At 33.3% G+C, this 23,323-nt stretch carries 20 protein-coding genes, 1 tRNA gene, 1 rRNA gene and 1 other RNA gene; 21 read left to right on the top strand and 2 right to left on the bottom strand.

Annotated features, from left to right (window positions below; genetic code table 11):
* Window positions 1-207 precede the first annotated feature (207 nt).
* Complete coding sequence (locus DWV06_RS09295; RefSeq protein WP_115481911.1) at window positions 208-2,205, top strand: methyl-accepting chemotaxis protein; 1,998 nt, start codon at window positions 208-210, stop codon at window positions 2,203-2,205.
* Between the two features lie 76 nt (window positions 2,206-2,281).
* Here DWV06_RS09295 and DWV06_RS09300 read toward each other — a convergent pair whose 3' ends face one another.
* Complete coding sequence (locus DWV06_RS09300; RefSeq protein WP_115481912.1) at window positions 2,282-2,437, bottom strand: rubredoxin; 156 nt, start codon at window positions 2,435-2,437, stop codon at window positions 2,282-2,284.
* A 175-nt stretch (window positions 2,438-2,612) separates the two neighbouring features.
* Here DWV06_RS09300 and DWV06_RS09305 point away from each other — a divergent pair, with 175 nt between their 5' ends.
* From DWV06_RS09305 to DWV06_RS09345, 9 genes are all read left to right on the top strand, one after another.
* A complete protein-coding gene (locus tag DWV06_RS09305; protein WP_115481913.1) occupies window positions 2,613-3,956 on the top strand; it encodes a DUF6034 family protein in 1,344 nt (447 codons plus the stop codon).
* Between the two features lie 104 nt (window positions 3,957-4,060).
* A complete protein-coding gene (locus tag DWV06_RS09310; protein ID WP_115481914.1) occupies window positions 4,061-4,687 on the top strand; it encodes an L-2-amino-thiazoline-4-carboxylic acid hydrolase in 627 nt (208 codons plus the stop codon).
* 89 nt (window positions 4,688-4,776) lie between these two features.
* An RNA gene (gene ffs / locus DWV06_RS09315) (signal recognition particle sRNA large type) lies at window positions 4,777-5,038 on the top strand.
* A gap of 209 nt (window positions 5,039-5,247) precedes the next feature.
* Window positions 5,248-6,243, top strand: coding sequence for a dihydroxyacetone kinase subunit DhaK (gene dhaK / locus DWV06_RS09320; RefSeq protein WP_115481915.1), 996 nt, complete (start codon window positions 5,248-5,250; stop codon window positions 6,241-6,243).
* Between the two features lie 17 nt (window positions 6,244-6,260).
* Entirely contained in the window at window positions 6,261-6,893 is a 633-nt protein-coding gene (gene dhaL, locus DWV06_RS09325) for a dihydroxyacetone kinase subunit DhaL (RefSeq protein WP_115481916.1), read from the top strand.
* A gap of 11 nt (window positions 6,894-6,904) precedes the next feature.
* Entirely contained in the window at window positions 6,905-7,291 is a 387-nt protein-coding gene (dhaM, locus tag DWV06_RS09330; RefSeq protein ID WP_115481917.1) for a dihydroxyacetone kinase phosphoryl donor subunit DhaM, read from the top strand.
* A 399-nt stretch (window positions 7,292-7,690) separates the two neighbouring features.
* On the top strand, window positions 7,691-8,971 hold the full coding sequence (locus tag DWV06_RS09335) for a papain-like cysteine protease family protein (RefSeq protein WP_115481918.1): 1,281 nt from the start codon (window positions 7,691-7,693) through the stop codon (window positions 8,969-8,971).
* Between the two features lie 179 nt (window positions 8,972-9,150).
* A complete protein-coding gene (locus DWV06_RS09340; RefSeq protein ID WP_115481919.1) occupies window positions 9,151-9,774 on the top strand; it encodes a flavodoxin family protein in 624 nt (207 codons plus the stop codon).
* Window positions 9,775-9,802: 28 nt separating this feature from the next.
* Entirely contained in the window at window positions 9,803-12,532 is a 2,730-nt protein-coding gene (locus DWV06_RS09345) for a YfhO family protein (RefSeq protein WP_115481920.1), read from the top strand.
* 43 nt (window positions 12,533-12,575) lie between these two features.
* Here the strand turns inward: DWV06_RS09345 and DWV06_RS09350 are convergent.
* Window positions 12,576-12,660: transfer RNA gene (locus DWV06_RS09350), tRNA-Ser, on the bottom strand.
* A 140-nt stretch (window positions 12,661-12,800) separates the two neighbouring features.
* Between DWV06_RS09350 and DWV06_RS09355 the strand changes: the two genes are divergently transcribed.
* The 11 genes from DWV06_RS09355 to DWV06_RS09405 all read left to right on the top strand — a co-directional run.
* Window positions 12,801-13,874: a 6-phosphofructokinase gene (locus tag DWV06_RS09355; protein ID WP_115481921.1), complete on the top strand. Its 1,074-nt coding sequence runs from the start codon at window positions 12,801-12,803 to the stop codon at window positions 13,872-13,874.
* 129 nt (window positions 13,875-14,003) lie between these two features.
* Window positions 14,004-15,584, top strand: coding sequence for a DNA polymerase III subunit gamma/tau (gene dnaX / locus DWV06_RS09360; protein WP_115481922.1), 1,581 nt, complete (start codon window positions 14,004-14,006; stop codon window positions 15,582-15,584).
* 1 nt (window position 15,585) lies between these two features.
* Complete coding sequence (locus DWV06_RS09365) at window positions 15,586-15,933, top strand: YbaB/EbfC family nucleoid-associated protein (protein ID WP_115481923.1); 348 nt, start codon at window positions 15,586-15,588, stop codon at window positions 15,931-15,933.
* A gap of 23 nt (window positions 15,934-15,956) precedes the next feature.
* Window positions 15,957-16,553, top strand: a complete 597-nt coding sequence (gene recR, locus DWV06_RS09370) for a recombination mediator RecR (protein ID WP_115481924.1) — start codon at window positions 15,957-15,959, stop codon at window positions 16,551-16,553.
* Between the two features lie 98 nt (window positions 16,554-16,651).
* Window positions 16,652-17,488 carry a transketolase gene (locus DWV06_RS09375; RefSeq protein ID WP_115481925.1) on the top strand — a complete coding sequence of 279 codons (837 nt, stop codon included), beginning with the start codon at window positions 16,652-16,654 and terminating at the stop codon, window positions 17,486-17,488.
* The gene (locus DWV06_RS09380) at window positions 17,476-18,420 is read left to right on the top strand and encodes a transketolase family protein (protein ID WP_115481926.1); all 945 of its coding nucleotides are present in this window, start codon (window positions 17,476-17,478) and stop codon (window positions 18,418-18,420) included. The genes DWV06_RS09375 and DWV06_RS09380 overlap by 13 nt, the downstream gene beginning before the upstream one ends.
* A 16-nt stretch (window positions 18,421-18,436) precedes the next feature.
* On the top strand, window positions 18,437-18,961 hold the full coding sequence (locus DWV06_RS09385) for an HD domain-containing protein (protein WP_115481927.1): 525 nt from the start codon (window positions 18,437-18,439) through the stop codon (window positions 18,959-18,961).
* A 658-nt stretch (window positions 18,962-19,619) separates the two neighbouring features.
* Window positions 19,620-20,900 (top strand): LysM peptidoglycan-binding domain-containing protein, encoded by a 1,281-nt coding sequence (locus tag DWV06_RS09390; protein WP_115481928.1) that lies wholly within the window; start codon window positions 19,620-19,622, stop codon window positions 20,898-20,900.
* A gap of 61 nt (window positions 20,901-20,961) precedes the next feature.
* Window positions 20,962-22,170 (top strand): DUF5711 family protein, encoded by a 1,209-nt coding sequence (locus tag DWV06_RS09395; protein WP_147289849.1) that lies wholly within the window; start codon window positions 20,962-20,964, stop codon window positions 22,168-22,170.
* Window positions 22,171-22,185: 15 nt separating this feature from the next.
* The gene (locus tag DWV06_RS09400) at window positions 22,186-22,863 is read left to right on the top strand and encodes a CvpA family protein (protein WP_115481930.1); all 678 of its coding nucleotides are present in this window, start codon (window positions 22,186-22,188) and stop codon (window positions 22,861-22,863) included.
* Between the two features lie 365 nt (window positions 22,864-23,228).
* Window positions 23,229-23,323: ribosomal RNA gene (locus DWV06_RS09405) — 16S ribosomal RNA — on the top strand; the annotation flags it as partial.

Raw genomic sequence — 23,323 nt, forward strand, 5'->3', positions numbered from 1 at the left:
ATCAGGATCACCTAAAGCTTTATAGTATCTTGTGGAAAATATAGGAACACAATTACTTATTTTGCGGAAGAATAATAATAAACAAAAATATTGGAAAAAATCAGGATAACTATAGAAATAATGCTGACAATAATGTATAATTACTTAATAGTACAGACAATAATTTGCTTATGTACTAATAATAACTTGGGAAAGTGAGGAAGGGATATGAAAACAATTCGGTTAAAGATGATATTAATATTTACAATATCCTTTACATGTATTTTATTGGCAGCATTATTGGCGGGATTAAGAATCTCTACTATACAATTAGAGAAAAATAATCAACAAAAGAATAAGAAAACTATTGAAAGTTATGGAGCAGAAATTGAAGGCTGGATAGCCGAACAAAGTGCGACGCTGGATTCTACCAAAATAGCATTTGAGAATATGAAGGAAGTAGATTCTGATTATATAATTAAATATCTAACTGAATCTGCGGCTAAATATGAATGTGTTTCAGATATTTATTTAGGTATGGAAGATAAAACTTTCTATGATGGAATAGGTTGGGTCCCTGAACCGGGTTATGATTGTACGAAACGAGGCTGGTATATTGATGCGATAGAAAAAGGTGAAAAAGTCTGTGGAAGTCCTTATTTTGACGTAATAACAGATAAAATGGTAGTAAGTATTTCTATACCAATTGATTTAAAAGGAAAAACTGGAGTCCTAAGTATGGATTTAAATTTGCAGCAGTTATTCGATACTCTTGAACAATTACTTGATGAGAAAAGTAATGCTTATTTATTTATTGTTGATGCTGACAATAATATAGTTGTACATAAAAATGAAGAGTTTATGCCTAAGGAAGATGCTAGTACCAACGTTAAGGATATATTGAATGGGGCATATGTTAAAGGTATAGAAGGCGGAGAAATTATTGAAGATTACGATGGTGTTAAGAAACATTTAGAAGTAGCAGACATAGAAATCAATGGTTGGAAAGCAGTCTTAGTTACACCCCAAAGTGAATACATAAAGGGTGTACAAGCTTTAACAACAGCTTTCGTTATTATAATAATAATTGGAGTATTCATTATTGTATTTATCACTGCAATAGTAAGCGGGCAAATTGCAAAGCCTATTAATCAAATGGTAAAGGTTATTAACAAAACAAAAGAATACAAACTTAATCAATCAAAGGAAAATGAAGAATATCAGAAGTATTTAAAAAATAAAAATGAAATAGGTCAAATGGCAAGTGCAGTTAGTCAATTAAGAGATAGTCTTCAAGAAATTGCTAGAAGTCTTCTTGATACATCTTCAATAATTGTTGGACAATCCGACGAAGTTAATTTGACAATTACAGACAACATGGAATCATTAGAGGTAATTGCAGAGACTTTGGGTCAAATCAGTAAAGCCATTGAAGAACAAGCAAATGATGCTCAAATTGGTATAGAGAAATTAAATGACTTTTCTGATCAAATAGAACAAGCGAATGGAAATACCAAAGAAATCAATCAAATGTCAAAAGAAACGGTTACGAAAACATTATCTGGTGTACAGCAGATGGAAAAGTTGGCAGAAAGAATTGATGATGCTACCAAATTACAAGAGACAGCTAGTGTAAGTGTAAATATATTAGCTGAGAAATCTTATTCAATTGATGGTATCAGTCAAACAATCAGTAATATTGCAGAGCAGACGAATCTCTTAGCACTGAATGCATCTATAGAAGCAGCAAGAGCAGGGGAGGCAGGACGTGGATTTGCTGTTGTTGCGGATGAAATCAGAAAATTAGCAGAACAGACAGCTGTTGCAACAAATGACATTGGAGTTATCATTGCAGAAATCCGTGATGAAATTGGAGAAACGAAACAATATATGGACGCAATCGGGATTTCCACAAATGATTGCAAAGAAGCTATGGTAGAGACAAGAGAAGTTTTCCAATCAATTAATAATCAAATTGATACAATGGGAATTGATATTCAGCAATTAGGTGAAAGAATCGAAAGTGTAAATAATAATAAAAATGGAATTGTTGAAATATTCTCTGGTATATCATCAGCAACAGAAGAAATATCAGCATCAACTTTTGAAATTGATTCTCGTGCAGAAAAACAGAAAGAAGGAATGAGTAAAATAGAGAGTTCAATGCGTAAATTGGTAGAAGTAATTGAACAATTGAATAAAATAGTAAACCAATTTGAATTATAATGAAAGGATTGAAAATCAAAATAAAAAAAGTAGAAGGACGCATTTTTAAGTTGTCCTTCTACTTTTTTACTCATTTTTAAGCTTCTGTAAATGCATCTTTACCTAATCCACATACTGGACATTCCCAATCATCAGGTAAGTCTTCCCACTTTGTTCCTGGTGCGATACCATTATCAGGATCACCTAACTCAGGATCATATACATAACCACAAGGACATTCATATTTTTGCATATCGTATAACCTCCATTTCGAATTAATATATTTATTATAAAATGATGATATCACATAATTTTAATAAAATCAATAATAAATACTATTATTATAATTTATTTTTTAAAATATAATGCATAAAAGATTTTTTAAAAGGATATTTTGTTTTGATATAACTATTGTCGGGAGTACAATAATGAAGTTAAAAGTATTATTTTTAGTTCTATGTTTAGGTTTATTATCAGGTTGTAAATCATTATCTAAATCTGAACTGATTAATCAAAAGAGAGATTTAAATAAAGTTAATAAGAACGATACAGGTTCTATAAGAGAAGTGGTAAAAGCACCAGATACAGAGAAGTTTGAATTAGTTTCAAAAGACTCAAGTATTAAAATTAAGGTTAATGCAGAGGTAGTTGTACCAATAACAGATGCGATTTCAGTTGCGAAAGTAAGAAATAGGAATTTATCCAATCTAGATTTAGAAGCAATTTCAAAGTATTTTTTTAAAGGAGAGGAGTATCGATATGCTAGGGAGTTATCTGAACTTTCCAAACCGGAATTAGCCGTAATGATCGAAGAACAGAAAAGAATCATGAAAAATGAAGCAGCTTATGAAGGATATACGATAGAAGAAAAAGAAGAGAATGAAAAAATGAACCAAGATTATCTTTACGATTTAGAGGCAAATTATGAAAAGGCACCAGATACTACGGAACAGACACCTATTGAATACAAATTAAAAGATGAGAATAATAATATTTTAGGGGAAAAAACAAAATCATTTTTAATTGAAAGTGTGAAAAAAGGATCCGCTAAGAACTTAACAGTATCTTGTGGAAAATATAGGAACACAATTGCTTATTTTGCGGAAGGAGAGATGGGGACATTTAGTGGATATTTTGATGGCTATACAAATAAATGTAAGTATAGTGAAGATGAAGTAAAAAGGCAATGCGATGATATTATTAAGATACTTGGTGTAAAAGGAGAATATAAACTTGAACGCTGTGTTCCAACTATTGGGTATGATCAAGAGAGGGTGGCGGCACAAAACTTTTATAACGGATATGAAGTAATATATAAAAAAATTATAAATGATGTAATAGAAACATATGATACAACATCTATTGTTTCAAAGGAAGAACAGTCTGAGGACGAAGCATCCTATAGTCCAAAACAATACGAAAGTATGGAGTTTCTTTTTGGAATAGATGGTTTGTGCTATTTTGCTTGGAATGAGCCTATGAAAGTAGATAAAATTATAAAAAAGAATGCTGATTTAATAACATATGCAGAAGCAATTGAGGTATTTAAAAAAAAGATGTTATCTGCTAAGGAGGATATTGAATGTAATATAAGTGAAATTAAATTGGGGCTTATGCGGGTAAAATGTAAAGGTAAAAGAGAAGAGTATATAATGATTCCAGTCTGGGATTTTTTTGGGGATAGTAGTATAGAAAGTGGAGAAGGTGAATTCAGTTGTTTAACAATTAATGCAATGGATGGAAGCATAATTGATAGGAGTCTTGGTTATTAGGTTATTTTAAAATGCATATTAGTATAATAATAAGTTATTTAAGTTTTTAATGCAATAGGCATATTGTAAGAAGCATTAAAGTGTTTCAGAAAGAGAGGCTGATTATGAAATTATTGGTTACCGGAAGATTATATCCCTATATTATGCGAAGATGTATGAAGAAACAGCTTGAAGACCATTTTAGCAAAACGCGTACAAAAGTAATTTTAAAAAGAGCGAAGAAAGAATACTTTAAAATTGTGAAAAGAGCTCCTGATATAGGAGAAAAAGAAAATTTTTTGGTTGATAATTTTTATATTAGTGCATATATAGCTGCAATATATAAAAAAGTGAAAAAAAAGTTATCTTTAGAAGACTTCGATTCTATGATTATGGATGGGTTGGATGACTTTTCTTTTATGAAAAAAATAATGGAAAAAGAAGATTTGACATCAGCTACATATTGCAAAGAAATGATGGAAATTGGAACGTGGTGTGAAAAGAATGAAACAAAGTATCCAACAAACTGGCTCTTATCCATTTCAAAAAATGAGGAGGATGAAGAAGTTTATTTGACATATTATCGATGTCCACTTTATTTTTTTTGCAAAAATGAAGGAATTCCAGAATTAATAAATACATTATGCAATGTAGATATCGCTATTTTGAAATATACAAATTGCAATATTGAAAAAACTACAACTATTGGAGAAGGTGGTGCATATTGTCAGTTTATAATTTCAAAAAACTAACGAAAGTAGTTTCAAAGGAATTGACAAACACGAAAAAAACCGTTATACTTAGCAATGCATCTTTAAATGCTATTTTTGTAATAAAGTTTCCGTGCAGCCGGGGCGGTAGCGGTGCCCTATACCTACAATCCGCTATAGATGGGGTGATATTCTGCCTCGGGTCTTAAATTGTAGAGCTGCCCTTTATAAGTGGCGATGACGTTTGGGTCTTACGCAACAGAAATTTATGAATCGTGTCAGGTCAGGAATGAAGCAGCACTAAGTAAAACCTTCTGTGTGCCGTAAGGGTGCCTGGACTGAGTTAACTGTAGAGGTAACGTCTGTGATTTGGATTCAAAGCAGAATGCACGGATTTTAAATAAAATAAATCAGATATAAATAAATTAAATTGATTGTGTAAGCCTCGCTTATGCAATTTTTTTATATAAAAAAATATCTAAATTATGATAGGAAAAATGCTTATTTTGTATTAAAATAAAGGTAAATAATAGTAAGTAGGAAGTGGTAGCTCGTTGTATGAAACTAACTAAAAGTGTAAGAAGAAATTAGGAGGAATGAAAATGAAAAAACTAATCAATAATCCTGAGAATGTAGTGGAAGAAATGTTAGATGGATTAACCCTTGCGTATCCGGAGTACTTGAGAAAGTTAGATGGATTTCATGTTTTAGTAAGAAAGAGTTCACCAATAAGTGGAAAAGTCGCATTAGTAAGTGGCGGTGGGAGTGGGCACGAACCAGCTCATGGAGGCTATGTTGGAAAAGGAATGTTAGATGGTGCTGTTGCCGGAGATGTTTTTACTTCACCTACACCCGATCCAATCTATGAAGCAGTTAAAGCGGTTGATGGAGGGGCCGGAGTTCTTTTGATTGTTAAAAATTATACTGGTGATGTCATGAATTTTGAAATGGCAAAAGATATGGCTGAAATGGAAGGTATTAATATAGATTATGTTATCGTGAATGATGATGTGGCAGTAGAAAACAGTACTTTTACAGCAGGAAGGCGTGGTATAGCAGGTACAGTTTTTGTACACAAAATTGCAGGAGCAAAAGCCGAATTGGGAGCCAATCTGATGGAAGTCAAAGAAACAGCGCAAAAAGTCATTGAAAATGTCAGAAGTATGGGCATGGCATTGACTTCTTGTATTGTTCCGGCAGCAGGAAAACCTAATTTTACTCTGGAAGAAAATGAAATGGAAATAGGAATGGGAATTCATGGAGAACCAGGAACTCATAAAGAAAATATTCAAACTGCCAATGAAGTGGCAGAACAGTTAGTAAATAAAATTTTGGAGGATATGTGCTTAAATAAGGGGGTTGAAGTGGCAGTTATGATCAATGGTCTGGCATCAACACCACTTATGGAACTTTATATTGTGAATAAAAGAGTAAATGAAATTTTGACTGAAAAAGGGATTAAAATTTATAGGACTTTCGTTGGTGAGTTTATGACATCGTTAGAAATGGCAGGATGTTCTGTTAGTATTTTGAAATTAGATGATGAGTTAAAAGATTTATTAGACGAATCAGCAGATACTCCAGCATTTAAAGTATGATAGACAGGAGGAGAAGCATGAGTGTTCGCGGATTAAGAGTGATTGAAATAATAAATAAAATAGCAGATGATATTGAAAAAAATAAAATGTATTTGACAGAGCTTGATGCAGCTATTGGAGACGGTGACCATGGTCTGAATATGAGTAAAGGCTTTTTGGCTGTCAAAGAGAAACTAAAAGATGATGATGGTAATAACATCGGAGATATTTTGAAGAAGACCGGTATGGCCTTAGTGTCAAATGTCGGAGGTGCATCAGGGCCTCTTTATGGTACCGCATTTATGAAAGCAGCTATGGTAGTGAACGGGAAAAAAGAAATTGAAATTGAAGATTTCAAACAGGTACTCGAGGCTGCTTTAGAAGGTATTAAGATAAGGGGAAAAGCCAAGTTAAATGAGAAGACTATAATAGATGCTCTTGAACCGGCAGTGGAGGCGTTAAAAAATGCTTTGGATAATGGATCAAACGCAGAAGAAGCTTTGAAAAAAGCTGTTAACGCTGCTGAGACAGGTGTAGAACACACAAAAGATATTATTGCAACAAAAGGAAGAGCAAGTTATTTAGGTGAGCGAAGCATTGGACATCAAGATCCCGGAGCAGCTTCCTGCTTATTGATATTAAAAACGATATATAATGAAATCAGTTGTTAGGAGAAGGAAAAATGGTTGGATTAGTAATTGTATCTCATAGTCAAAAGATAGCAGAAGGAGCAAAAGAATTAGCAAGTCAGATGGCAGCAGATGTTCCGATTGCTGCGGCGGGTGGAACGAGAGATGGAAGGATAGGTACTGATATCGATAAGATATTAGCCTGTATAAATGAAGTATATTCGGAAGATGGGGTATTAGTTATTTACGATTTGGGAAGTGCTTATATGAATGCAGAAATGGCGTTAGAGTTTTTAGATGACAATAAAAAAGAAAAGGTTCACATAACAGATTCGGCTATAATTGAAGGAACAGTACTTGCTGCAATTCAATGTAGTATGAAGAAATCCATTTTAGAAATAAAAGAAGAGTTAGAAGAAGTGAAGATTCAGAAAACTTAATTTTAAAATTAAGTGAAAATTTTGTATATTAAACAATTTTGCTGTCGTAATTAGAAAAATTACGTAAAAAAAGGTAATTTATGGTAGACATAAATTATCTTTTTTTTTATCAAATATATTGACATAATTTTGTTTTGTATTATCCTATTTTTATGAAACTCAATCAATTTCAACGAATTGGTGTTAAATTATCCTCTTAATCACACGTAATCTTTCAGAAGTAGAATTCGATTTATAATATTAGAGAATTGAAGGATTGGATCTGAAAGAATTCAGTTGTGATAAGGATAAGATTAACATTTGAAAAGGAGGGATACAATGAGGAAATAATTTAGAACAATAAATACATAGTTGATAGGAGCAAATTATAATTAATAAGGACAAATAGGAGGTTATATTATGGTTAAAAATTTTAAGGTTTTAATGGGAGCGATGTTAGTTACTTGTTTAACACTTTCACCTAATCGTGCTGCTTTAGCAGCTGAAAACAATAATGCTGAGGGATTAAAGATATTAACATATGAAATCCCACAGGAGGCAAAGTCATACGCATATGAAATCGCACCTACTTTGTTATCAAATGTAGTAGATAATCAGAAGCTATACGATGTTACAATAGATAGATTTGAGGATTTAACATTAGGTGAACCTTATACAATAGCAAATTTTAAAGATAATGCGGCTGACAAAGAAGTATTTTATTTCCCTGTTCTTGAGAATGATCAGGTAAAATTAATTCTTAGTGTTACAAAATCATCAGGAGAATGGGATGCTACCTTAGGAGAAGATATAGCAGAAGAACTTAATGATATTGACAGCAGTAAAGAATATATTTTATATTATGACGATGGTACTACATATGCAGAAACAGAAGATGGAAAAACAGAACTTTTTACAGATACTCTTATGAAAGAAAAAGATACAGCTGTAGCAGAAAACATGTCATTTGAGGAAAAAGTTGAAAAATGTGAAGAAAAAAATGGTGAAGATTTAGCAGTTTCAGAACCAGCAAAAGAAGAGTTGGCTGATGATGAAATCGGTGAACAGGCAATAGAAAAATCAAATAATTATGAAGGTATGGTAATAGATGATTTTAATACAGATTCAGCATTACTGGCAAAAAAGAAAGTTAAACTGCCACATGCAGATGTAGGAGCTTTTGCCCCGAATCCATTTTCTGTATTTAATGAAACTACCAAATTATTGAACACAGATGAATGTTTAGTTAACCAGCAAGATTCTAATGGACAAGAAAGAGGTATGTGCTGGGCTGCTACAGTAGCATCTATCGTTCGATATATGAGGGGAAATAATACATTGACAGCTCAAGAAGTATGTGATTTTATGGGAATAGACTATGATTTAGGTGCTACAATAGAAGAAATGCAAGATGCACTTTCCAAATATGGATTAAGTTTTAAGATTAAATATCATCATTCCACCTGGAATGAAATTACTCAAAATATTCCTAATAAGAAACCGATAGGAATAGCTGCATACTCAAATTTGGGTGGACATGCAGTTACATTGATTGGTTATTCTGAGAAGGATAAAAAGACGATTACTTTATGGAATTCTGGAAATCAAAAAGTTCAGACTTCAACATTTAAAAGTGACTCAGCAGATGTAACATTTATTTATGGCTCTGCTAAGTGGTATTGGGATAGCAGTTTATATTAAAAGTAATCTTTTTTAATTTTAGTACAAGCTAGGGTATCATTCCTAAATAATTAGCTCTCGGTTCTATATAATATCGGGGGCTGATTATTTATTTAATTATAGGAATGGTATAGATAATGTGGTATAATAATCACATTATATTAAGATGAATTGTTTGATGGAGATCAAAGGAGGAAGTCATGAAAGTTGCAGCGTTAAATGGAAGCCCTAGAAAGGGTGGGAACACAGAACAGTGTTTGAAGATAATTGGTGATGAATTGAATAAAGAAGGAATAGATTTTGAAATAATTCAAATAGGTCATGAAACTGTACGAGGTTGTGTTGCATGTTATAATTGTCTTTCTACAGGAAGTGGTTATTGTATACAAAAAGATAAAGCCAATGAATGGATTGATAAAATGGTAGAAGCGGATGGAATTATTTTGGCTTCTCCTGTTTATTACGGAGGAATTGCGGGAACGATGAAGAGTTTCTTAGACCGCGCTTTTCTAGCCGCAGGGAACAAATTGCATCATAAAGTAGGAGCTGCTATTACAACACTTAGAAGAAGTGGAGGACTTGAAACTTTCCAACAGCTAAATGCATATTTGAATACGATGGAAATGATAATTCCGAGCGCTGATTACTGGGCAGCAGTTCATGGATTAGAAATAGGGGAAGTCAAAGAAGATACAGAAGGATTGGAAGTTATGTCCAAATTAGGAAGGAACATGGCTTGGATAATGAAGGTGATTGAAGCGTCTAAAGGAACGATAGATCCGCCAGTTACGAACCCTCGTACAATGACAAATTTTATTAGATAAGAAATAAACGGTATTAAGGGAGAATTATATGAAGTTTCAAAAGAATAAGGGGGAAAGAAGTTTGGGAATATATTTCGTTGTATATTCCCTTATCTTCTTTCTTATTTATATTATAGGTTATAGAGAATTTTGGGAAAATCAGATATCTTTTATTTGGAGAGCCGATGGTTATTCTCAGCACTTCCCAACCATGGTTTATTTGGGAAAGTATTATCGTGAGATATTAGAGAATTTAAGTCATGGCAGATTTACGTTACCAATGTATGATTTCACGGTTGGTATGGGACAGAATATCATTGGAGTGCTCAATTATTATGGTTTGGGAGATATTTTTTTGCTCTTGAGTACGTTTGTAACGGAACAAAATGCGGAGTCTTTTTACAAATTTTTTATTCTATTACGTATGTTTTTATGTGGAATTAGTTTTACATGTTTCTGTTTTTACATGAACAAGCCTAAAAAATTAGCAATAATCGGTTCTGTCTGTTATGTTTTTTGCGGATTTGCTGTTTTTTCAGGGATACGACATCCGTATTTCTTAAATCCGATGATATTTCTTCCTATTATAATCATAGGAATAGATAAAGTATTAAAAGGAAAAAGACCTTTTCTGTTTATTTTTACTGTTTTTTTATCAGCTTGTGCAGGATTTTATTTCTTCTATATGGAAACTATAATGATATTTATTTACGCTTTAATTCGCTATGTGGCGCTTTATCGTAAAAAGTCTCTGGCACATTTTGCAAAAGTGGCAGGGAAAGCATTAGGGTATTATTTAATAGGAATTAGTTTGTCCGGCGTTATTTTATTTCCAGCGTTGGAACAGTTTTTTACAAGTAGTCGAGCAAATGATAGTGTTAATCAGATTCCTATAAGCAAACTGTTATTTTATTCTCCTATAGAATATGGATATGAATATGTGAATTTTATTTCTGCGCCCGCGATATGGTCTTGTATTGGAATGACTGCAATAACGATGTTGGCCGTTATTATATTATTTTGCAAGAAAAGAAAAATTTACTGGCAGTTACAATTTGGATGTATGATTGGTTTTTTGCTTTTGCTAATTCCGTTAGGTGGATATATATTGAATGGGTTTTCCTATGTTGCTAATCGCTGGACATTTGCATTTGCCTTTTTACTGGCATATGTAATTACCTGTATGATACCGAAACTAATGAATTTAAAAAAGAAAGAAGTCTTTTTATTAGGGGCAGCAACGCTTGTTTATACAGTCGTTGTTTTTGGACTGGCAGTAAAATATACTAAATTATGCACTTTTGCAGTTGGGATGTTATGGGTTTTTTATGGTACAACTTTGTTATTTACTTGGTTAAATAAAAGAATGAAAAGTAAATTAGTAAAAAATATCCAGATTCTAGTAATACTTTCACTAGTTGTAATTAACTGTATTGCAAATATTAGAATAACCTGTGATAAAAAGTGTGATAATTATGTAAGCAGCTTTCTTGAAAATAAAACAGCCCTCTCTACTACAAAAGAAACTACAAAATTATTGCAGGAAGTAAAAGATAATCAGGATTTTTATCGAGTAGATGCTGTTAATAAGAGTCATGTGAATGAAGGTATGATAAGCAATTATAATGGATTGAGTGCCTATTTTAGTTTATTAAACAGTAATATTCCAAGAACACTGACAGAGCTGAAGTGTTCTCCGGATGTTCCTTTACCACATAAAATTGAAGGCGTGGATCAAAGAACTATTTTAGAAACTTTGTTGGGTACGAAATATTTAACAACGAAAGACAGCAAGAAAATACCTTATGGTTTTGAAAAAGTTCATATAAACTCATCAAACAGTAATGGGTTAGAAATTTATGAAAATAAAAATGCATTACCATTTGGATATACTTATTCTAGTATGATTTCTCAAGAAGAATATCAAAAGAAGTCAGTATTGGAAAAACAGGAGTCACTGCTTCAAACAGCAGTTATTTCAAATGCATCCAAAAAAGATTTATTAAAATATAGAGACTTAATCCAAAATCCGATATTGACAAACAATATGAAAGAATTAAATTATACAATGAGTTTTAAGGATGTTAAGTGGGAAAAAGATGGTGCATTGCGAGTTAATAAGAAGGGAGCATCCATAAAACTTCATTTTGATGGAGTTCCAAATAGTGAGACCTATCTTTGCATCAATGGTTTAGATTCAAATTCGTCTGGAATAGAAAAGTTTGCGCTTAAAATAAAAAGTCAAGGGAATAAAAAAAGTGTAAATGTTACATCAGATATTTATAATTGGTATACAGGAAATCAAGACTATATGATAAATCTAGGGTATAGCCGTGAAGGAAAGGATAGTCTAACGATTCTTTTTCCACAGAAAGGAAAATTCAAGCTTAAAAATATTCAACTATACGCATATACCTTCTTAGATTATGAAAATCAAGTGAATGAATTAAGAAAAGAAACATTGCAAAACCTTGCAATTGAGACAAATAAAGTTTCGGGAACGATTCAACTGACAAAACCAAAACTTTTATGTATGAGTATGGAATATGATAAAGGATGGAGTGTCTATGTGGATGGGAAGAAAGAGACAACATGTATGGTAAATGGAATGTTCTTGGGTGTAATGTTAGAGGAAGGAAATCATGAGATTGAATGTCGATACATGACACCCGGATTGCCTGCAGGTCTCATTTCCAGTATGATAGGACTTGTAATTATCATATTAATGTTACTGTTTAACCTTACAAAAAAAACTACGTCATCGGAAAATTTATTATAAAAAAAGAAAGTATCTGAAATTGACAATCAGGTACTTTCTTTTACGGAGAGCATGGGATTCGAACCCACGGTGGGAGAACCCACACGGCTTTTCGAGAGCCGCACCTTAAACCACTCGGACAACTCTCCAACAAATCAAATTATAATACGAATATTGGAGTAAAGTCAACAATTAAAAAAAATCTATTGTTTCGAATTTAAAAGTATTATATAATAAATACAGTTAATGCTATAGAGGAAGATTTAAACCGAAAGATGAGGTGGACAAAATGAAGCGGATAGGATTATTGACCAGTGGTGGTGACTGCCAGGCTTTAAATGCGGCAATGCGCGGTGTTGTAAAAGGAATCTGTTCTATGACAGATGAAGTTGAAATTTATGGATTCGATGAAGGTTATAAAGGATTGATTTATGGAAACTATCGCATGTTATCTTCTCAGGATTTTTCGGGTATTCTCACTCATGGCGGAACGATATTAGGTACATCAAGACAACCGTTTAAGTTAATGAGGACACCTGATAAAAACGGGCTGGATAAAGTAGAAGCAATGAAGAACAATTATGCCAAATTGAATTTGGATTGTCTTGTTATTTTAGGTGGAAATGGAACACATAAAACGGCTAATTTGTTGAGAGAAGAAGGTTTGAATATTATTACGTTACCCAAAACGATTGATAATGATTTGTGGGGAACTGATATGACTTTTGGATTTCAAAGTGCAGTAGATATTGCTACAAATGCTATTGATTATATTCATACTACGGCAGCTTCTCACCGTAGAGTTTTTATCGTAGAAGTGATGGGACATAAAGTTGGTTGGTTAACTTTATATGCAGGTATTGCCGGAGGAGCTGATATTATTCTGATACCGGAAATTCCATATGATATAGATTGTATAGCAAAAGCAATTCATAATAGAGTGAAAGCCGGAAAGGATTTTACCATATTGGCAGTAGCAGAAGGAGCTGTTTCCATAGAAGATGCAGCACTTTCTAAGAAAGTATTAAAAGAGAAGCGCAAAAAGAATCCTTACCCTTCTGTATCCTATGAATTAGCAGAGGGAATTCGAGAAGCTACAGGAGAAGAAGTACGTGTTACTGTTCCTGGACATATGCAGCGTGGTGGAAGCCCATGTCCATATGATAGAGTGTTGACTACCAGATTAGGCGCGGCGGCAGCAGAATTAATTATGTCTGGTGAATATGGTTATATGGTAGGAGTGAAGAATGACGAAACTGTCAAGATTCCATTACAGGAAGTGGCAGGCAGGCTTAAGATGGTACAACCCGATTCTCAGATTATTAAACAAGCTAAACGAACAGGAATAAGTTTTGGAATTTAAATAAAAATGATTAGATATCTAAATTGAAACAATAAAACGAATGGCAGGATTGAAGAAATCCTGCCAAAACATTGAAATGGTTCAAGGATAACTGTTGTCCTATAGATTATATAGAAAGGAAAGAGCACAATGTCATATACAGCTCTTTATCGAAAGTTTCGTCCTGGGGAATTTGAAGATGTCAAGGGACAGGAACATATTGTAACTACATTAAAAAATCAAATAAAAGCAGACCGTATTGGTCATGCTTATCTTTTTTGTGGAACAAGAGGAACAGGAAAAACGACAATTGCAAAGATATTGGCAAAAGCAGTAAATTGCGAGAGCCCAATAGATGGAAGTCCCTGCAATGAATGTCCTACTTGTAAATCCATAAACGAAGGCACATCAATGAATGTGATAGAAATCGATGCAGCATCCAATAATGGAGTAGACAATATTCGGGAAATCCGTGATGAAGTAACATATTCACCAACAGAAGGGAAGTATAAAGTCTATATTATTGATGAGGTTCATATGCTGTCTATAGGAGCATTTAATGCACTTCTTAAAACACTAGAAGAACCTCCTTCCTATGTCATATTTATTTTGGCAACAACAGAAGCTCACAAAATACCGATTACAATTCTTTCAAGATGTCAAAGATATGATTTTAAAAGAATAACGATAGAAACAATCTCTCAAAGATTAAAAGATCTTATGGTCCATGAGCAAATAGAGGTGGAAGATAAAGCCATACGTTATATTGCCAAGAAGGCAGATGGTTCTATGAGGGATGCATTAAGTTTATTAGATCAATGTATTGCATTTTATTTAGGAGAAACACTAACTTATAACCATGTATTAGAAGTGCTTGGTGCTGTAGACACTGAAGTCTTTAGCAAGTTATTACGTAAAATTATAGATAAAGATATCGTAGGAGCTATAGAGCAATTAGAAGTTCTTATTATACAAGGAAGAGAACTGGGGCAGTTTATTATAGATTTCACATGGTATTTAAGAAATTTGATGTTAGTGAAAAATTCGGATGATATGGAAGATGTAATTGATATATCTACAGAGAATTTATTACAACTAAAAGAAGAAGCAGAAATGGTTGATATGGATACAATTCTTCGTTTTATTCGTATATTTTCTGATTTGTCAAATCAAATTAAATATGCCAGTCAGAAAAGAGTTTTAGTAGAGATAGCAATTATAAAATTGTGCAAACCTACTATGGAAAATAATATGGACTCTATTCTAGAACGTATTGCTCAATTAGAAAAGCAAATCGATGAAGGAGTATCTGTGCAGAAACAGTTTCAAAGCACTTATGTTGAGTCATCCGTATCACACGAACCACTAGAAAGACCAGAACTACCAAAGGCTATTCCAGAAGATATCAGACAGGTCGTACAAAGTTGGAAGAGCATTATTGCAAGTGGCTCAGGAATTATCAAAACACATTTGAAAGCAGCCAAATTAAGTTTAGGAGGAGAGAATCGCCTTTTGGTTGTAGTCGAAGATGAATTGGCAGAAGGCTATCTGAATAGAGAGGAACATAAAAATGATCTAGAACAGTTGATAGCAGATAAAGTTGGCAAAGAAGTTGAAGTAGAAGTTCGGTTGAATCAGACCAATCGACCATTCGAAGACAGCTTTGTTGATATAGAAAAATTAATTAATATGGATATTACCATAGAAGAGGAAGAAGAAGGAGGAATATAACATGGCGAAACGTGGAGGATTTCCAGGCGGAGGAATGCCGGGAAATATGAATAATTTAATGAAACAGGCTCAAAAAATGCAGAAGCAGATGGAAGAGGCGACTAAGGAATTAGAAGCGAAGGAAGTAACTGCAAAAGCAGGTGGTGGAGCAGTTGAAGTTACCGTTTCCGGTAAAAAAGAAGTAACAAAAGTGAAACTTACAGAAGAAATAGTGGATCCCGATGACATTGAAATGTTAGAAGATTTAATTATGGCAGCAACAAATGAAGCCTTGAGACAAATGGAAGAAATATCCAGTAATTCCATGTCAAAGATTACAGGAGGACTTGGCGGCGGATTCCCGTTTTAATCCCATAAGGAGAGATATAGTATATGGATTACTATAGCAGCCAGATAAGTAAATTAATAGAAGAATTATCCAGGTTACCCGGGATAGGTGCAAAATCAGCACAAAGACTGGCATTTCATATTATAAATATGCCGTATGAAAATGTAGAGCAATTATCTTCATCTATTATAGAAGCAAAAAAAAATATAAGATACTGTAAACAATGCTTTACTTTAACGGATAAAGAGTTATGTCCTATTTGCAGCAATCCCAAACGCGATGCTAAGATGATAATGGTTGTTGAAAATACAAGAGATTTGGTGGCATACGAAAAGACAGGTAAATTTCAAGGAGTTTATCACGTATTGCATGGTGCTATTTCACCAATGTTGGGAATTGGACCGGGAGATATCAAATTAAAAGAACTTATGCAACGGCTACAGCAGGAGGTAGAGGAAGTAATTATTGCGACTAATTCCAGCTTAGAAGGAGAAACTACAGCTATGTATATTAGTAAATTAATAAAGCCAACTGGAATTAAAGTCAGTAGAATTGCCAGCGGAGTACCCGTTGGAGGAGATATTGAATATATTGATGAAGTGACTCTGCTTCGTGCATTAGAAGGAAGAATAGAGTTGTAATTAGGAATTATAAAAAAAAGCTAGACAATTAAAGAAAAACATGTTATGGTTTGACCGTTACAAACGAAAACACTAATAGATATAAAGGTGGTAAAATAATGAACAAATTAGAACTTCAAAAGATTGCAAATGAAGTCCGAAGAGGTGTTATTGTATCAACACATAGTGCAAAAGCAGGCCATCCGGGCGGCTCGCTTTCAGCAGCAGATGTAATAACTTATTTGTATTTTAAAGAAATGAATATAGACCCTAAAGATCCACAAAAACCGGATAGGGATCGTTTTGTTTTATCAAAGGGTCATTCCGCGCCCGCATTATATGCAGCTTTAGCCCATAGAGGATTTTTTCCGGTAGAAGATTTACTTACATTACGGCGTATTGGATCATATCTACAGGGCCATCCGGATATGAAACGAGTACCAGGTGTTGATATGTCAACAGGTTCTCTTGGACAAGGAGTTTCTGCAGCTGTTGGGATGGCGAAGGCTGGAAAAGTTTGTGGTGATGATTATCGCGTATATACTCTATTAGGGGATGGAGAGATTGAAGAGGGACAAGTTTGGGAAGCTGCAATGTTTGCAGGATTTCATGAACTTGATAATTTAGTTGTTATGATAGATAATAACAATCTACAAATAGATGGATCTATTGATACGGTATGTTCACCTTATCCAATAGAAGAAAAATTTGAAGCATTTAAATTTCATGTTATTACCATTGATGCACATGATTTTGATCAGATAGAGGCTGCATTTAAGGAAGCCAGAGAAACAAAAGGAAAACCTACAGCCATTATACTCAAGAGTATTAAAGGAAAAGGTGTTTCTTTCATGGAAAATGAAGTAGAATGGCATGGGGTTGCCCCAAATGATGAAGAATGCAAAAGAGCATTAGAAGATTTAGATAAGGTAGGTGAAGCGTTATGTCAGAAGTAAAAAGAATCGCAACAAGAGTCAGTTATGGACAGACATTAGCAGAATTAGGCGCAGAACATGATGATATATTTGTTTTAGACGCTGATTTAGCCGCATCTACACAAACAGGAATTTTTAAAAAAGTTTTTCCGGAACGCCACATTGACTGCGGGATTGCGGAAGCTAACATGATGAGTATGGCAGCAGGTATTGCATCTACCGGAAAAACAGTTTTTGCCAGTTCTTTTGCTATGTTTGCGGCAGGAAGGGCTTTTGAACAAGTTCGTAATTCTATTGGATATTCAAAACTTAATGTAAAAATAGGAGCAACACATGCAGGAGTTTCAGTAGGTGAGGATGGAGCATCCCATCAATGTATTGAAGATATGGCTCTAATGAGGGCTATTCCTGGTATGGTAGTCATTAGTCCTGCGGATGATATTGAAGCAAGAGCTGCAGTCCGTGCGGCATATGAATATGAAGGACCAGTCTATTTGAGATTAGGCAGACTTGCCGTTCCGATTATAAATGACCATGAAGATTACAAGTTTGAACTTGGAAAAGGCGTAGTTTTACGTGAAGGAAAAGATATTACAATTATCGCCACTGGATTATGTGTAAAAGAAGCAGTTGAAGCAACTGAAAAATTAGTAGCAGATGGTGTAGATGTTAATTTAATTAATATTCATACCGTTAAACCTATTGATGAGGATTTGGTGGTTGAAGCAGCCAAAAAGACGAAGAAAGTTGTTACAGTAGAAGAGCATACTGTAATAGGTGGATTAGGTAGTGCCGTATGTGATGTGTTATGTCGAAAAGCTCCTTCTCAAGTTTTAAAAATAGGAATTCAGGATATATTTGGTGAATCTGGCCCTGCTCTTGAACTATTGAAGAAATATGAGTTGGATGCAGAAGGAATTTATAAACAAGTGAATGCATTTTTAAGTGAGTAGGAATCAGGATTAAAGAATGCGAAAAATAATTGCTTATAAAGCGAAACAAAAGAAAAGAAGTATAAATCAGGAATTTTTTGAAGTGATTAAAGACATGTACGAACATCCGGCTGTACAAGAGATGAAAAAATATAATCATCATTGTGATACAGATTGTCTACAACATTGCCTTAATGTTGCCTATTATAATTATCAAATTTGTAAATTCTTAGGTTTAAATGCGAAAGCTGCCGCGCGCGCAGCGATGGTTCATGATTTGTTTTTATATGATTGGCATAAACACGCATCGGAAACAGGTGATCGTTTTCATGCCCTGACACATCCAAAAGTGGCTTTGAGAAATGCAAAAAAGTATTTTAAGCTTACCCCATTGGAACAAGAAATAATCTTAAATCATATGTGGCCGGTCACTTTTTACCGGTCACCCAAAAGCTGGGAATCTTTTATAACGACATGTACAGACAAAGTTTGTGGGTTATGTGAGTTTACTACGTTTTATTCATATAAAGTATTTCCAGTAAGACCTTTTAGTCAAAGGTAGTTAAAAAAATAGAAGTATAATTTTTTTGTTGGGATACTTGACAAATATAAACGTTAAGAATAATATATAACAAAAGAGATGTATTATAACAATTTATTGTTAAAATAAAAGATAAGATATTGATTAATTTTAAAAAGGTGCTATCAATAAACGGTTTAGCCCTAGTTTTAGATCATAAAAAATAACCTTACCTTGGCCGGGCGGTTATTTTTTTTTGGTTAATTTATAAGTTAATCCTACTATCGTGATTAACACAATAGTATATTGAAAAAGATCAGCAAATGTCACCATAGCAATTCCCCCTTAGCAGTATCTTCACATGAAATCTCTATATAAACAGAGGATTTGCTATCCCTCTGGATGAGGGCTAAACCGCCTACCGTAATGATAGCACGTACTTATTATAACAAAAGAAGTTTTATCCAACAACCTAAAAATTACCATATATTACCGACAACGGTGACAGCATTCGGCGCACAAAAAGCTTATTCTCTGAAGTTTGAGGAGGTTACCATCTTATTTATAGAAAGATTGTCATATTAAACCAGAAAGGTACTATCTAAGTCGTAAAATTATGCGTTCCCCATGACAGGAAGTGATAAAAAAAACAGTATAATCATGTTAGGATTTTTTTAAAAGAGTCTAAAGGGGTGAAACCATGATAGAAATGATTTATAAAGAGGAAGAAAACAAAAGTGAAGCAAATGACAATCAAGAAATTACACTTAGAATTCCAAAAAACATCCGACAAATTGGCATTATACATGGAAGCCGGAAGATTTATGTTGAAGATTATGTGATTACATACTTACAACAATTTTCTATGAGACAAGCACCCAAACAACAAGTTATTATTTTATTAGGCAGAACACAATGGCTTGAAGACAAACAATATTTCTTTATAAGTGGAGCAATAAATGCTCAGAGTGTAAAAGTTGATATGGATGAAATAGCATTTTCAGAAGAATGCTGGATGAGAATATATGGGCAGATGAAAAAATATTTCGACAGACTTGAGATCGTAGGGTGGTTCTTATCCTCCTTTGAGAATCCATTATACATAAACGATGCAATTATTTATGCTCATGTAAATAATTTTCCGGGAAATGATAAAGTATTCATGATGCTTGATCCGCAAGAACGGGAAGATGCATTTTATCATTACGAAAATGGACAACTTATAAAAGAAAGCGGCTACTATATTTACTATGAAAAAAATAGAGAAATGCAAGAATATATTATTCAGCATAGAGAAGAAACAACAGATCAAATTAGAACAGAGGTAGAAGACGAAGCGACTCGCCAATTTCGAGAGATGATGCAGGCTAAAAAAGAGAAACAGCAAGAAAAACATACGATGCATTTTTTGTATGGAGCCAGTACAGTAATGGTTTTAGTCTTTATGTTGATTGGAATTACGATGATTAATAATTATGATAAAATGTTAAATATGGAATCTTCAATCACAACTTTATCGGATTTGGTAAATGGCAATGTTGAAAATACGCAAATAGAAACACAAGATACAACATTGAATCAGATTCCGGTAGAGAGTGTCGATGGAAAGATAGAACGGCAAAATGTAATCAGCAGCGAAGAAGCTCAAAAAGAAGAAGTTCAAAAAAGCAATAAAGAAAAGGATAATGATACGGAAGAAACGAAAAGTCAAAAGAATCAAGTGAAAAATGCGGAAGAGAAATATGTTGATAATAGGGAGAAGCGGCCGAAGGAACAAAAATCGGACGAGAAAAAAGCGAAAGAAACCATTGCGCAGAAAGAAGGACAATACCATGTTGTATCGAAAGGAGAAACGTTAGAAACCATAAGTATTCGATATTATGGCTCTCCCAATATGGTCAAAGATATCTGTAATGCAAATAAAATTAATAATTCAGATCAAATATTTCCGGGACAAAAAATTTTTATTCCTCAAAAATAGGGTGCCATTTAATCAAAAATGAGGTATAATAAAAACAATTATGTAAAGGAAAGAAGAGCTAATGATGAAGAAAATATTTGATAGATTTAAGAAAAAAGATAATTTCGAAGAACTTGAAGAATATCAAAAAAAGATATTAGAACATAAAAATAAAATCTTTAGAAGAATCATAAGTATCTTTGTTATAGGATTAGCAATTGTCGTATGCTGGGGAGTATTTCAATATATGAGGGTTTATAACGATTATGTTATTTTATCCAGTCAAAAACGCTCTGATGTGAAAAGTGCGAAATTTGAGGAGTTTAATGGAAACATTTTAAAATATAGTCAAGATGGAATTTCATATTTAGATTTAGATAGTAACGAAATATGGAATCATGCATATAGTATGCAGGATCCTATTGTCAGTACTCGGGAAGATTATATTGCAGTTGCAGATCAAAAGGGAAATAAGATTTATGTTTTAAATACCAAAGGATTTCAAGGTGAAATAAAGGCGCTTAAGCCAATTCGCCAAATAAGGGTAGCGAACCAAGGCGTAGTTGCTGTTTTGATGGAAGATGAAAATGCAAATTATATTTGCTGCTATGATAAAAAGGGAAACTTACTTGTAGATAGCGAAGTACGATTGGAGAATACAGGATATCCAATTAATATTGCATTTTCAAATGATGGGCAAAAGCTTGCTGTGTCTTATTTGGATATAAGCGAGGGGCTGCCTAGAACAGAAGTAGCATTTTATAATTTTGGTTCTGTGGGACAAGAAGAAGTTGGCCGTTTAGTTAGTTCATATACATATGAGGAAACGATTATTCCTGAAATAGAATTTTTAAATAACGATATAGTTGCGGCTTTTGGTGATAATAAAGTAGTGCTTTATGAAGGGGCACAAAAACCAAAAGAAATTAAGAAAATGAATATTAAACAAGAGATAAGAAGTGTTTTTCAAAATAAGGAGAATTTTGGTCTGGTATTTGAAAACAAAGATGAGACACGTGATACTGATAAAAAATATCAAATGGATCTTTATAATAAGAGTGGCGAGAAAATAGTTACAGTCGATTTTGATATGGATTATACAAATATAAAATTAAATGATAAAAGAATTCTCTTAAGCAGTGAAAAAGAATGTAGTATTTTTACGTTTCAAGGAGTTGAAAAATTCCATTATAAGTTTCCTGATGAATTAGTGACGGTCATTCCAACAAGTTTTGACCGGCAGTTTATTTTAATAACATCAAAAGAAACACAGAGAATTCAGATTAAATAACAAGGAGATTAATAAATGAATTGGTTTACACTTTTAGTTTTACTTATTTTAATTTTTTCAGTGATAAATGGATATAGGAAAGGCTTTGTCCGTTTGGTAATATCTTTACTATCCTTAATTTTTACTATATTCATAGTTGCAGTTATTACCCCATACATAGGAGATGCAATAAAAACACAAACCGGGGTTTATAATATTGTACAAGAAAAATGTGTCAAAGCTCTTCAGAGCACAGGTCAAGAGAATAAGAAAATAGATCAAGACACAGTTTTAGAATCTTCAAAACTGCCGGATGTAGTTAAGAATGCACTTGCAGGTGGGAATGCTGAAGATTTATTAGATGGTTTGGGTGCATATGAATATGTAGGAGATTTAGTTGCGAATATTGTAATTTATACGATTTCGTTTTTTGTATCATTCATAGTCATAACAATCATTTTCCGAGTTACGATATTATCATTAGACTTTATCACAAAAATTCCTGTAATTAATGGAATCAATAAGTTGGCAGGAATTTTAGTAGGGGCAGCACAGGGAGTAATTACTATTTGGTTTGGTTTTATTATTATTTTTTTGATGTCAGGAACCGGGGTTGGAAAAATGTTGATTGCTCAGATTAATGCCAGCATCTTTTTAGATTTCTTCTATAACAATAATTTAATATTACAGTTAATTACATCATTTTTGAAATAAATGTAATGAAAAAAGATGTTTTTCATAAAAAATAAAAAAAGTATTAAAAAGATGTTGACAGTTATAGTAATTGATGATATTATATAAATCCACCGCGCAATAGCGGTGACGAAAAAAGAAAAAAATAAAAAAGATGTTGACAAGAACTTACAGATGTGATATTCTATATGAGTTGCTGGTCAACACAGTAACAAAGAAGAACATTGATAATTAAACAGTGAAAACAACCTTGAAAGATTCAAAAGAGATTTCAAAGAGAACAAGTGTTACAGTTAAAAAATAACTATAACGCGACCTAAAAAACAGTAAAGACTGGAAACAGTCGACGGAAGAATTAGCCAAGCTAAATTCTGAAGGAAAAAACTTTATTTGAGAGTTTGATCCTGGCTCAGGATGAACGCTGGCGGCGTGCTTAACACATGCAAGTCGAACGGAGCTATTATATTGGATTTCTTCGGAG

The sequence above is a fragment of the Anaerosacchariphilus polymeriproducens genome, from assembly GCF_003363435.1.
Taxonomy (GTDB): Bacteria; Bacillota; Clostridia; order Lachnospirales; family Lachnospiraceae; genus Anaerosacchariphilus; species Anaerosacchariphilus polymeriproducens.